This is a genomic window from Desulforamulus reducens MI-1 (assembly GCF_000016165.1).
Taxonomy (GTDB): domain Bacteria; phylum Bacillota; class Desulfotomaculia; order Desulfotomaculales; family Desulfotomaculaceae; genus Desulfotomaculum; species Desulfotomaculum reducens.
This window is the reverse complement of record NC_009253.1, coordinates 2,510,704-2,523,603: the sequence shown is the minus strand read 5'-3', so window position 1 is coordinate 2,523,603 and position 12,900 is coordinate 2,510,704. Positions and strand designations below refer to the sequence as shown.

Here is a 12,900-nt window from a genome sequence, read left to right as displayed (position 1 = left end):
TGCATTTTTAGTCGCGGGATACGGGTCATCCATCCTTACCACCTCCTATTGGAAAAATAAAAAAACCTTCAGCAAAAAACAGAAGGTCTAGAACACCCCCAAAGGGGCTAATTGGCCTCCCCACTCGTACAAGCTTTAGCACATACATAGCTAGGGCATTGGGAATGTCCCAGCCACATTAGGTAAAACCTTAATCCGGTAATACCTGTTAACCCGTTAGAGTCTCTCGACATTTCCGGGCAGTGGCATCTGTCTATGTAGAAGCCTCACCTAACGAAGAAAATGTTTACTTAATTTAAATATAGGACATTGCAGCAAAAGTGTCAACCGTTTAAGGTAAATTTAAAGCGATTTTGACCTGTATAAAGGAATAAATATTTAAAAAAATTGATTATCTGTGTTTTTCTTTCGCTAACATCATCTAGATATCTATCAAGCAATTTATTCTTCATCTATGGTCTTCATATCAAGATGTTGTTGAAGAATATTCTCCAGCATACTGGTTTCCAGATTAAGGTAACGACCCACAGAAGTCACTAAGGGATCGGCTTGACGAGGAATAAATTCCGGGGATGTAGCCACTGTAATAATCTCAGCTTTCTGATTAAATAAAGGTAAGTCCGTTGCTTTTAATAGGTGATAGAGAATGTTTTTTGGTTGACCTCCCGGAAGCAGACAATTAATTTCAATATTTAGGATATTGTCCTTCAAATAATAGTTTTTAATTTGATCCACAGTGAACATACTCATTACAATATTATTGTCTGTAAGATCAAGGGCCTTATCCGGAAAGACCCAATATATTTCAGAAATTAGGCCCTCTCGAATGGAATGCCATAGAAAGTTTTGACAACCAAGTCTTTCAAGTTTCGACAAGTCAACACGAGGATTGCCGTAAAGATCACTGTGTGCATCAATATGAATGATCGTATTATCAGATTTTCCATTTAACCACCATCTAAGATGACTCTGCATATGGTTGGTGAATATATAACGTTTTTGTCCCAATGCTATTTCTTTATGTTTTATAATAGAAAATAGTTGATATGGATCATTAATATAATAGCTCCTATCATCAAGGGGGCGGTGGTTTGCTCGGGATTCCTTAATGATTGGGTTAATAAAATAATCAATATCGATATCTAAATATAATGCCACCAAAAACTACCTCCTACCCATTGTTAGGTATTCATTATATCATAGGAAGAGGAGAAGGTTTCAGATTCTTCACCTGTCTATAAATTAAACACGTGTTCCGTATAAGAACACAAAAAGGGAACACTATTTCTTGAATTAAATATTAATTCCATAAATTAGGAGTTATAAGCTTAGTCAACCAGCCATACCCGGGATTGTTTATCTAACGTCTATTGTTGTATTTAGCCTTTTCTTCTATGGCACTGTTCTTGCTACAAAAATAAGTAAACAATCATGGTTCCAGTTTCACACACTATTTTAACAATAATAGTTTCTTCTATGGAGGGGTAATTAGCATAATGTCGAAGTCTTTAATAAATGATTTATTCCGGGGGTGATTATTATCGCCTTAATTACGACTGATCGTGATAATTGTAGAAAATGTTATGCATGTGTGAGGGCATGCCCTGTTAAAACAATCTCTATAAAAAGAGGTCTCCCGGAAATTATTGAAGAAGGGTGCCTTTGTTGTGGTCAGTGCGTTCTTGCCTGTTCCATTGGAGCGAAATTAGTCCAGGACGAGAAGCCGATTATCCAACAGTGGCTAGCAGAAGGGAAAAAAGTGGCTGCCATCGTTGCTCCATCGTACTCTGCATCCTTTGCCTTATCCGCAGGTAAAATGGTATCCTCCCTGAAGAAACTTGGATTTTCTAGTGTTCAGGAAGTGGCATATGGAGCAGGAATATGTGCCAGAGAATATAAAAAATATTTCTATCAAGTTAGTAGAAAACAGCCAATTATATCAACTGCTTGCCCGGCTGTTGTTCAACTGGTTGAAAAATATTTCCCCCAATTATTAGATTGCTTGGCCCCCATTGATTCTCCTATGTTAATCCAGGCAAAGATCATAAAGCGTGTTTACCCGGATTATAAAATAGTATTTATTGGACCTTGTCTGTCGAAAAAAAATGAATCAATCGATCCTAATACCAGTGGCTATGTTGATGCAGTAATTACCTTTAAACAACTTGAGCAGTGGTATAATCAGGAAGAAATGGAATGGCAACAGCTCAGTGAAGAACCTTGGGAAAATCCACAACCAGATATAGCAAGGACTTTTCCCATCAGTGGAGGTCTGTTAAAAACCTCTGGTATTAATGAAGATATTGCCAGCATGGAAATTGTAGTGGTGGAAGGGGCCCGGCATTGCATTGAGGTGTTAAGGGCCATTGACAGCGGAGAGTTTACACCTCGGTTTGTTGATATGCTGGTATGTGAAGGCTGTGTGATGGGACCAGGCATGGTGAGTGAAAAACCATCGGTGGTAAGGTCCCAGTTGGTTTTTAATACTGTTAAGAATAACAATAACCTCCCCCCGAATGAAGAATTTTTGCAGAAGATAAAGGAACTAACTTTTCAGCGCACCTTTAAGGCAAAACCAATTGTAAAAAAGGAATTTACTGATGAACAAGTTTGGCAAACATTAAGGGAAACCGGTAAACTTAGTGCAAGGGATCTGGTTAATTGCAGCGCCTGTGGTTATGATACCTGTTGGGAAAAAGCTGTTGCTTGTTTGCAGGGTATGGCAGAAAAAGAAATGTGTCTCCCCTTTCTCCTGAGTCAGGTGCCAGCCTTAACCAATAGTCTTATGGACATGAGTAATAAGTTAATGCTTTCGATGGAATCTATTAATTTTTCAACCCTAACCCTTAAGGGATCCACATCAAAAATGAATGTTCGTAATCAACATTTGGAGGGGCTAATTAAAGAGACCAATACCATTGCTAAAGACACACTAGAACTGGCCAATAAAGTTTTAGATATGGTATCACAGTATCAATGTCCTACCAATCAAGATACAGGGGAAACAACTACCCTGAGTCCTGACTTAGAAGAAATTAAAAAGATTGCTGCTGAAACAAAGTTGCAATCCGAACAAGCCACCAATGCCTTTGCAGATATTGCCAGTGTTTTAAATAGTCTTAGAGAAGATAGTGTAATGATTTTGGAACAGGAAAAGGCCATTAAGGTTGTAACAAATTCCCTGGAACAGATCGTTGCTACCTATGATCAACTTCTGAACATTGGTTCTGCAATGGCCAATATTGGAAGAAACTATGTATAATTTCCATAGGAGCAGCCCTTTCAGATAGAAAAGGGCTGTTTTTTATTACGAGGCATGAAAATATCGTCTTCGACAATATATATCTTTTTTCCATGAAGGAAAATTTCACCATTTATCCAATTTTACAAATAAGACGTATAAAAGTATGAACCCTTTTGGCATATAGGAAGAGAAAATATCCAACATGCATAGGGCTATTAAGGACGTCACCTAGAACCTAAAAGTCTGGTACCCCATAGGTTTGACACCAGCCAAGTTTTTTAAAAAGGATGATGACAATGTTGTGTTGTCCAATTATAAAAAACAAAACAATATTTGTTTTATTCCTCTGCAATTTATTACTCTTTAGTATTTTATATTACGCACATATATGCTATGCAGAGGTAAATGGAAAGGATCAACCAGGCTCTCCTGTAGTAAATCAAGGAAACATCTTCTCCAACGACCAAACCGTTCATACGCAGTATTCTAATTTCTATGAAATAAACAAAGGCCTAGTGTGGGTGGGATTGCTTACCAGTGTTGCGGGATTTTTCTTAACAGTTTTTCTTTTTCGTAAAAATAAAGAGTTAACAAAGTCTCAGTTGTCATTAAAGCAATCGGAGCAGCGTTTTGCCAGAGTATTTCATGCCAATCCAAACATTCAGACCATTAATAGACTGGATGATTTTAGGTTTATCGATGTTAACGATAGTTTTGAAAAGATTTTTGGTTACGGAAGAGAAGAAGTCATTGGATATACACCTCTGGATTTTAATCTTTGGGTGAACCCACAATTGCAACAGGAACTTTTAACGCTACTGGGTAATGAAGGTCATTATACTGATAAAGAAGTTATACTACGTACAAATTCAGGGGAGGAAAAGGTGCTACAGGGTTCTGGTGTAGTGGTAGATGTAACCGGAGTTTCCTGTGTACTGATATCCCTTAGAGATATAACAGAGTCAAAGCAAATGGAAAAGGAAATCAAAAAACTGGACAGGTTGAACCTGGTTGGACAAGTGGCTGCTGGTATTGGTCATGAAATCCGCAATCCATTAACCACCGTAAGAGGTTTTTTACAACTTTTTCAAACCAAGAAAGAAAGTTGTGATATCTATAAAGAACAGTTCATGCTGATGATTGAAGAACTTGATCGAGCTAATTCTATTATCACAGAATTTCTCACACTGGCCAGAAACAAACCTGAAAGGGTCGAGATGAAGAATCTCAATTCCATTGTCACGAAAATTTTGCCCTTGCTACAAGCCCAGGCTTTAAAGGAAGAAAAGTATGTCTATGCAGTTTTAGACAAGGTACCCGATTTGCTGTTGGACGAAAATGAAATAAGACAAATTATTCTCAATTTAATTCGGAATGGTCTGGATGCCATGTCAAGGGGAGGGAACATTACCATACGTACCTATATCCAAGAACCTCATACCATATTATCTATTCGTGATGAAGGGGAAGGCATTAAGCCCGAAGTTCTCGAAAAGATAGGTACGCCTTTTTATACCACAAAGGATAGTGGAACTGGCTTAGGGCTGGCAATCTGTTATGGCATTGCAGAGAGACACAATGCTTCAGTGGATGTAAAAACAGGCCCTAATGGTACAATCTTTCTGATAAAATTCCCCTTTGATAATCAAAACCAATTGTGTAATACGAAGGTAAGCTAAAATAGAGTGTCTATTGGTTGTGAACCGGGACAGATGTCCTATTTTAAAGATGAAACAAAGTCTATATAATTTAAATTAACATAATAAAGAAAGGCAAACCTACTGAAAGGTAGGGGCGCAAAGCTAGAGGGTCTAAGGGGGAACCTATGACAGCCAGTTGCTCCGGGTGCTGATTAACACTCCATGACCCTCCTTTTATAAGGAGGATTTGCATTTATGACAAACGCTAGTCTCATCATTGATAAAAATGCAGCAACCCGATACGACTTGAAGCTTCTTCTTTGGCAGTTTAATTTTCTTACCTATGAGTGTGGCAACACAAGTGAAGCCGTTACAAGTATTGTATCAAAGGGGCCGGGCATCATCTTTATCTCTTTGCAAACAATTAAAGATACTGGATTTGACTTTATCCAGCAAATCAAGGACTTACATAGTGGATTAATTATTGTTTATACGGACCAAGTTACCAAGGATGATTTAATGGAGTGTATAAAGGCTAAAGTTGACCATGTATTGCTTAATCCCAGTGAACAGATTGAACGGTTGCGGGACATTGTAACGTCCGCCCTACAATCCATAGCAATTTAACAAAAAATAATTAAAATACGGCTTCCTGTTGGGAGCCGTATTTTAACATATTAGGAGTATAAATAAGCATTGACGAACTGTCCTTGTTTCTGCTAAAGTAAAACTCTATAAATAAAAAAATTAACTCGTATATTTTCAAGAATACGGCTTGAAAGTTTCTACCAGGCTACCTTAAATAGCTTGACTACGAGTTTAATGTCTATAGTAAACTAATGGTTACTGTATACATTATACTTAAAGGTCAAGGCTCTAGTATTTTGGTTTATACCAATTATTAGAGTTTTTTTATTGAGACATAAAATTTTAACAGCTGGGGGCAAGGACTATGAGAAAATATTTTGGCTTTGATGAGTATGGTATATCCTACAGAACGGAATTTATTGGTGGAATGACAACTTTCTTATCCATGTGTTATATTTTAGTGGCTAATCCGATGATCCTTGGGGAGGCAGGAATGGATAAGGGTGCGGTATTTACAGCAACGGCCCTTTCCGCCATCATAGGAACCCTGGTTATGGGTGTGCTGGCCAATTACCCCTTGGCACTGGCACCAAGTCTTGGCCTAAATTCATTTTTTACCTACTCAGTGGTTATAGGTATGGGCGTAGCCTGGGAAACTGCCCTGGCTGGGGTGCTGGTTTCAGGGCTTGTATTCATGGCTATTACTGCCTTTAAAATTCGGGAAAAGATTATTGATGCGATTCCTGAGGAGTTAAAGTATGCCATTGCTGGAGGAATTGGTTTTTTTATTGCCTTTATAGGTTTAAAAAATGCAGGAATAATAGTAAGCCATAAGGCAACCTACGTTTCCCTGGGGAATTTACAAGAACCTTCAACACTTCTTGCCCTTTTTGGTTTTATCATTACCGTGGTGTTTATTGTTAAGGGTTGGCAGGGAGGCATTTTCTATGGTATGGTTGTTACCACCATTGTTGGTATGGTAGCGGGAATTATTGATAAACCAGTTGCTATCATAGGTGGCATTCCCAGCTTAGAACCTACCTTTGGGGTTGCCTTTAGTCATATACCGGATGTTTTTAATTATGATATGCTATTAGTGATTTTTACATTTTTATTTGTCAGCTTCTTTGATGCTTCCGGAACCTTGATTGCCGTGGCTAATCAGGCGGGTATTATGAAAAACAATAAGATTCCAAGGGTTAGTCAAGCCCTTATGGCAGATGCCTCTGCGTCAGTTGTTGGAGCAACCTTTGGTACATCCACTGTAACGGCATTAATTGAATCCTCTGCTGGGATTGCAGTGGGGGCCAGAACCGGGTTTTCTTCCATTGTAGTAGCAGCGTTTTTCTTTTTAGCACTGTTTTTCTCGCCGTTATTATCAGTTATCACAACTCCGGTTACGGCGCCGGCCCTCATCATTGTAGGTTCCATGATGGCCAGTCAAATTAATAAGATTAAATGGCAGCAATTCGATGTGGCACTGCCGGCCTTTATTACCATCATTATGATGCCCTTAACCTTCAGTGTGGCAACAGGCATTGCCTTAGGTTTTATTATGTACCCCATCATTAAACTGGCCATGAGAAAGTACCAGGAAATTCACCCCATCATGTATGGGTTAATGTTTATCTTTATGTTGTACTTTTACTATATTAATTAAGTCCTTTTATCTAAGGTGACTAGAAAAAACGGAACCACTGCTTGTTTTAAGCAGTGGTTCTAGCTGTAGAGAAATTTCTTTGCTTGTATTTGTTTTATTTGTTGGCATCCGCAAAAAATAGGGGTTGACCGTATTTTTCAACACCAAACTTAGCAATAATTTCTTGGGTATCTTTGGCTAACATAAAGTCCACAAAGGCTTTGCCACCCTCAGCATTTACTTTATCAAATTTCTTGGGGTTTACGTTCATAACGTGGTAGATATTTAATAAAGACTTGTCGCCCTCTAAGAGGATAGCAAGCTTCACCTTGTCCTTTTGAGCTAGATAAGTTGCCCGGTCGGTCAAAGTATAACCTTGTTTTTCAGAGGAGATATTGAGAGTTGCACCCATACCAGTACCGGATTCTTGATACCATTTTTGACCTTTAGGTTCGATCTGTGCTTCTTTCCAGAGACCCAGCTCCTTTTTATGGGTACCGGAATCATCCCCACGGGATACAAAGACAGCACCTTTATCGGCAATCATTTTCATTGCTTCTGCAGTGGCTTTAGCATTTTTGATACCTGCGGGGTCGTTTTCTGGTCCTACAATGATAAAGTCATTATGCATCACCTGGTTATAATTTATGGCTATGCCGTTATCAACTAGGGGTTTTTCAGATTTGGCAGCGTGGGTTAGCAGCACATCGGCCTCACCCTTTTCACCCATCTTTAAGGCAGCACCAGTGCCTACAGCAATAATTTTTAAGTTATAACCGGTTTTCTTTTCAAACTCAGGTTTCAGTACATCCAGTAAACCGCTGTCTTGGGTACTGGTGGTTGTGGCTAGAATAACATCTTTTATTGCAGGTTCTGCGGCTTCCTTCTTCACTTCTTCCTTAGGGGTTTGTTGCTGAGCACAGCCGACAACTACCAGCATAAGCATTGTTAACAGCAAGGCAAGATATTTTAATGACCGATTCTTCATGATAAAACCTCCTATGTATTTAATATACGGTGTTGAATTTGTAACATTTTTTGCTGTGCTAGTATTTCACCCCCCAAAACAAAAAATAAAACCGTGTACTGTAAGAAAGAAAAAACAGTACACGGACTCGCCATTTGGCATAATGTGTTTCTCCTTTCCGCATTGGGAGGCCTGCCCGTTTCCAGACAAACCCTAACGGCTTAAGAACCATAATTACTATCTTAGGTGCCTAAGCTCGGAGTACTATTAATTTTTAATTATTTACTTTCTAGGGATTTCTATAAAATCCTTCCTAAGCAGAAATAATTGTATCACTTGTGTACAGAGAAGGGCTAAGTTGCAAATGATCTAGGAAAAGATGTTAAATTGTTAAGAAATGAAAGGTTGTTCAAGGACACTATTGACACCAGATATACCTTTCAGTAAGATAATGTTTAGTTACCTTTAACACAGTCCTTTCAATAGACAGAAAAGGTTGTGTTAAAGGTTTTATTATTTTTTAGAATATTAAAAGTTAAGTAAAGGTGAATAGATGGAACTACTATTGGACTTTTTTGCAGAGTATGGAAGCATCGGGCTGGCCCTGTTATCTTTTATTGAATCGTCTTTTTTTCCAATTCCACCGGATATTTTGTTGATTGGTATGGCCATTGCTCAACCTGAACAAGGGCTCTGGTTTGCCACGGTTACCGCGGTCGCCTCAATTATTGGTGGTCTCTTTGGTTATTTAATAGGCATGTACGCTGGTAGACCTTTACTTGAAAGATGGGTTTCCCTGGATCGCCTGGGAAAAATTCAAAACCTGTTTGACCGCTATGGTGGTTGGGCTGTGGCCATAGCAGGCTTTACACCGATCCCCTATAAATTATTTACCATTTCGGCCGGGGTATTCCGAATAAACAAAGTGACCTTTATGATTGCTTCTGCCCTAAGCAGAGGGGCAAGGTTTTACCTGGAGGTATTGTTAATAATCGCCGTTGGGGAAAAAGCGAAGGCATTACTAGAAGGTTATTTTGAGGTTATTACAGTTGGCATTTGTTTTGTAATTGTCGCCTTGATTTGGCTAGTAAAAAAATTTACAACAAAAGCCCCTTAGAAAACCATGGGCGGAAAGTTTTCACTTTTGTTCCTTTGTTAAAATAAAAACCTCTGTAGTTAAAATACTACAAAGGTTTTTTTAGCAAATCAGAAAGTATAAAACTTTCCGACTTGCATAAGGGCAACTAAGGCTTACGCCGTCGCCTAAAGGCTCTTGTGCCCTATAGGGTATAGCGTAAGCCAAGTTTTCTTTACTGTATGCTATTTTGTAAGAGTCCTTAGAAAACTCCTCAATGGATTTCTGTACCAACATCCTCCATTGGGACGACCTCCTTTTAGATGGAGGGGAGAAGTCGGAATTGAACCGGACTCCAACCTGGATCGCAGACTGGCTCATGGGTTTGCAGCCCATAGGGGGGACCACCCCCGTTCTCCCCAACCATATTTTACTACATATACTCTAATATTATATATAAAAATTATTTATAGATGAAAGCAGTCAGGTCTTAGTATAAATAAGAATTTGCTACGATGATGCCAAGCTTTCGTATAGACAGGCTAAATAACTTTTAATTTTGTTGTATCTGGATATATAAAAATAATTCATATATAGTATAATAAAAACGAGCGGCATGGCCGCCCGCTTTTTAGCAAATAAGAAAGTATAAAACTTTCCGACTCGCATAAGGGCAACTAAGGCTTACGCCGTCGCCTAAAGGCTCTCGTGCTCTATGGGGTATGGCGTAAGCCAAGTTTTCTTTATCCCCGGAGGGTTGCTTTTAATCTTTTCGTGTTACGCAGAAGTCCCAGCCCTTCGTTAATGTCTTTCACCACAATATCAGCAGAATTAACAGCCTTTACTGAAGCACCTTCATGCCCTATAATGGCTATGCCGATGGCCGCTTTTTTCAGCATCAGACAATCATTAACTCCATTTCCCATTGCCACTACCTGTTCCGCACCCAGGGATGCCACAAAGGCTGCCTTTTCTTCCGCTCCCAGGTAGTTTTTTAAAATAATAATTTCACCCTTTAAATCTTTGCATTGGATTTTTGCTTCACCAAAGGTATCCGCCGTAATAACATATACCTTTATCTGATTGGCCAGTGCATTAAGATTTTCCCATACCCCGTCCAGCAATTCACCGTCAAAGGCAATGGTCCCGTTATAATCCAAAACCAGCGCACCAATATGCATGTTTCCCAAACCGGGAATGTCTACGGAAATCATAGGATTCCTCCTTTACCAGGTTAATCCGGAAATAAAGTCATAGGTTTGCTGTTTTTCCGGATGGTTAAATAACCTTTTTGTTTCTCCACTTTCAATAATTTGACCATCCATCATAAAAATGGTATTGTGGGCTACCCGTTTGGCCTGGAACAGGTTATGGGTAACCAGAATGATAGTCAATTGATTCGCTAATGCATGCAGTAAATCCTCTATCATTTTGGTGGAAGAGGGGTCTAAGTTGGAACAGGGCTCATCCAACAATAGGATTTCCGGGTTCACCGCCAGTACCCGAGCAATGGAAAGACGCTGGATTTGACCACCGGATAGTTCCCGGGCCGGTTGGGCCAACCTATCCTTTACCTCTTTCCAGAGTCCAGCCTGCTTCAGACATTGCTCATTAATTTCTTCTAGTTTAGCCTTATTCCTTTCGCCATAATAACGTACCCCAAAAAGTACGTTCTCCTTTATGCTTAAAGGCAGGGCCACCGGAGTTTGAAAGATAAGGCCGATCCTACGGCGAACAGTTGCTACATTTTTTTCTGCATAGATATTCTTACCGGATAGCATCACTCTGCCTGTATATCGATAGCCTGGCTCCAATTCTAGAGTACGGTTTAGGGTTTTTAAAAGGGTTGTTTTTCCACAGCCTGACGGACCCATAATAGCAGAAATATTTTTGTTAGGGAATTCCAGGTTGATACAATTTAGAATAGACTGGTTGCCAAACCAAACCTGAAGGTTTTCAGTTTTTAAAGACATTCCTTATGCCCCTTTACTCTTTAAATTTTTAAACCATAGGGCTATCACATTTAAGGTTAAAAGAAGAAGCACCAGTACCAGGGCTGTGCCATAGGCTTTCTCCAGTGATATTTGTTGGCTGAACAGTATATAAAGGTGATAGGGTAAAGCCATCACTGGTTCAAAAAGGTTACCGGCGGAAGGAGTAGCAATGACGGCGGCTGTAACCATTATGGGGGCGGTGGCCCCGGCGGCATACCCCATGGCCAGCAGGAGACCTCCCAGAATACTCGGTGCTGCCTGGGGCAAAATAACCCTGGACAGCAGATAACGACGGGAAACACCAAGACTGATACCTACCCATCTATAATCCCGATTAACTGCCTGTAGGGCATCCCTTGCGGTTACCACAATGACTGGAAAGATCATAATGGCTAGGGAAAGGCCCCCTGCCAGTAAGGAAATGCCAAAACCCATCTTCACAACAAACAAAGCATAGCCAAACAATCCCGTAACAATGGAAGGGATACCTGCCATGCACTGTATTGTTAAATTTATCACTGTATTAACTTTGCTCTTTCCTGCGTATTCCGCAAGGTAAATGGCTGTGGCAAGGCCCGGCAGTACCGCAGTGAAAACAGCAATGACCACAAGAAAAAGGGTCCCTTGAATAGCCGGGAAGATACCGCCTTCGGCACCAAGGGGTAAGCCTCTGGGTGAGGAAAAAAAGAAATCCTGGGTTAAAGAGGTGTGCCCTTGGTAAAACAAATAACCTAAAATGCCAAATAGAACCACCAGAAGGAGTAAGCCTGCTGCCCAGAAAATTGCCAACCAAAAAAAGTCCAGCATAAGTCTAAGTTTCAAGGTTTACCCACCTCATTTCTGCGGTCACGTCGAAACCAGGTAAAGAAAAGGTTAATACTGAGAACAAATAGCAGCAACACAAGACCCGCAGCAAAGAGGCTTTGATAGTGGAGGCTTCCTACTTCGGAAGTACCAAGCTCAAGGGCGATGAGAGCCGATAATGGCTCTCCCTTACTAAACCAGGAACTAGGCAAAACCATCGTATTGCCCGCCAGCATTAATACCGCCATTGTTTCTCCGGAGGCGCGGCCAAAGGCCAGAATCAGGGCACCTAGTAACCCATTTCTGGCCAGGGGAATCAGTACCCGAAGGGTAAAGTAGGGTTTTGATACTCCTAGGGCTAGAGAAGTTTGTCGATATTTAAGGGGGATAGCACGCAGAGCAGACTCCGATGCACTAACAATGTAGGGGAGTACCATTACAGTAAGGACCAGGGAGGCACAAAATAAGGATTCACCACTGGCCATATTAAAGGTAATCTCAAAGTATTTTACCAGAACAGCGGCCCCTAAAAAGCCATAGACCACGGAAGGAATGCCAGTTAATACGTTTAAAACCGGTCGTAATAGTTGAGCCAACCAGGATGGGGCATACTCTGCCAGGAAAATAGCACAACATAGACCAATGGGGGTCGCCAGAATTACTGCTCCCAGTGCAGTCCACAGAGTGCTTAGGATCATGGTGCCGATGCCCAATTGGGGAGGGGCAGCCAATGGGTTCCAATCCGTACCAGTTAAAAACCCCCAGGGACCCGGGGAGAACCACACAGGCCAACTGACCAGGGTCATATAGACTAGCAAAGACAATAAAAGCAGGGTGGCACAGCAAGCAATCACTAAACAGAAAGTACCGGTGGAAAGGTGAAAACTTTTTTTATTAAGCACTGCATAATCACTCACCTATTAAAAAATCTAGGGTAGTTGAACAATTC

11 protein-coding genes, 1 tRNA gene and 4 riboswitches are annotated in these 12,900 nt (G+C 40.4%); of the genes, 5 read left to right on the top strand and 7 right to left on the bottom strand.

Annotated features, from left to right (window positions below; genetic code table 11):
* Positions 1 to 112: 112 nt before the first annotated feature.
* Positions 113 to 285: riboswitch (M-box (ykoK) riboswitch) on the bottom strand.
* Positions 286 to 441: 156 nt separating this feature from the next.
* Positions 442 to 1,158, bottom strand: coding sequence for a hypothetical protein (locus tag DRED_RS12290; protein WP_041274941.1), 717 nt, complete (start codon positions 1,156 to 1,158; stop codon positions 442 to 444).
* Between the two features lie 373 nt (positions 1,159 to 1,531).
* On the opposite strand from DRED_RS12290, the gene DRED_RS12285 reads away from it, so the two are divergent.
* The 4 genes from DRED_RS12285 to DRED_RS12270 all read left to right on the top strand — a co-directional run bounded on the left by DRED_RS12285 (position 1,532) and on the right by DRED_RS12270 (position 7,132).
* On the top strand, positions 1,532 to 3,262 hold the full coding sequence (locus tag DRED_RS12285; protein ID WP_238442519.1) for a [Fe-Fe] hydrogenase large subunit C-terminal domain-containing protein: 1,731 nt from the start codon (positions 1,532 to 1,534) through the stop codon (positions 3,260 to 3,262).
* A 278-nt stretch (positions 3,263 to 3,540) separates the two neighbouring features.
* Positions 3,541 to 4,923 (top strand): two-component system sensor histidine kinase NtrB, encoded by a 1,383-nt coding sequence (locus tag DRED_RS12280; RefSeq protein WP_011878612.1) that lies wholly within the window; start codon positions 3,541 to 3,543, stop codon positions 4,921 to 4,923.
* An 82-nt stretch (positions 4,924 to 5,005) separates the two neighbouring features.
* Positions 5,006 to 5,088: riboswitch (cyclic di-GMP riboswitch) on the top strand.
* 51 nt (positions 5,089 to 5,139) lie between these two features.
* Positions 5,140 to 5,511: a response regulator gene (locus DRED_RS12275; RefSeq protein WP_011878611.1), complete on the top strand. Its 372-nt coding sequence runs from the start codon at positions 5,140 to 5,142 to the stop codon at positions 5,509 to 5,511.
* Positions 5,512 to 5,616: 105 nt separating this feature from the next.
* Positions 5,617 to 5,718: riboswitch (purine riboswitch) on the top strand.
* 118 nt (positions 5,719 to 5,836) lie between these two features.
* Entirely contained in the window at positions 5,837 to 7,132 is a 1,296-nt protein-coding gene (locus tag DRED_RS12270) for an NCS2 family permease (protein ID WP_011878610.1), read from the top strand.
* A gap of 94 nt (positions 7,133 to 7,226) precedes the next feature.
* Here DRED_RS12270 and DRED_RS12265 read toward each other — a convergent pair whose 3' ends face one another.
* Complete coding sequence (locus DRED_RS12265; protein WP_011878609.1) at positions 7,227 to 8,099, bottom strand: ABC transporter substrate-binding protein; 873 nt, start codon at positions 8,097 to 8,099, stop codon at positions 7,227 to 7,229.
* Between the two features lie 133 nt (positions 8,100 to 8,232).
* Positions 8,233 to 8,352: riboswitch (molybdenum cofactor riboswitch) on the bottom strand.
* A 279-nt stretch (positions 8,353 to 8,631) separates the two neighbouring features.
* Between DRED_RS12265 and DRED_RS12260 the strand changes: the two genes are divergently transcribed.
* On the top strand, positions 8,632 to 9,195 hold the full coding sequence (locus tag DRED_RS12260; RefSeq protein ID WP_011878608.1) for a YqaA family protein: 564 nt from the start codon (positions 8,632 to 8,634) through the stop codon (positions 9,193 to 9,195).
* A 282-nt stretch (positions 9,196 to 9,477) separates the two neighbouring features.
* On the opposite strand, the gene DRED_RS18830 is transcribed toward DRED_RS12260, so the two are convergent.
* The 5 genes from DRED_RS18830 to pstC form a co-directional block, all read right to left on the bottom strand.
* A tRNA-Cys gene (locus DRED_RS18830) sits at positions 9,478 to 9,574 on the bottom strand.
* A 322-nt stretch (positions 9,575 to 9,896) separates the two neighbouring features.
* Positions 9,897 to 10,367 (bottom strand): HAD family hydrolase, encoded by a 471-nt coding sequence (locus tag DRED_RS12255; RefSeq protein ID WP_011878607.1) that lies wholly within the window; start codon positions 10,365 to 10,367, stop codon positions 9,897 to 9,899.
* Positions 10,368 to 10,379: 12 nt separating this feature from the next.
* Entirely contained in the window at positions 10,380 to 11,126 is a 747-nt protein-coding gene (locus DRED_RS12250) for a phosphate ABC transporter ATP-binding protein (protein WP_011878606.1), read from the bottom strand.
* A gap of 3 nt (positions 11,127 to 11,129) precedes the next feature.
* Complete coding sequence (gene pstA, locus DRED_RS12245) at positions 11,130 to 11,969, bottom strand: phosphate ABC transporter permease PstA (RefSeq protein WP_011878605.1); 840 nt, start codon at positions 11,967 to 11,969, stop codon at positions 11,130 to 11,132.
* Positions 11,966 to 12,868, bottom strand: a complete 903-nt coding sequence (gene pstC / locus DRED_RS12240) for a phosphate ABC transporter permease subunit PstC (protein WP_238442518.1) — start codon at positions 12,866 to 12,868, stop codon at positions 11,966 to 11,968. The genes pstA and pstC overlap by 4 nt, the downstream gene beginning before the upstream one ends.
* Positions 12,869 to 12,900 lie beyond the last annotated feature (32 nt).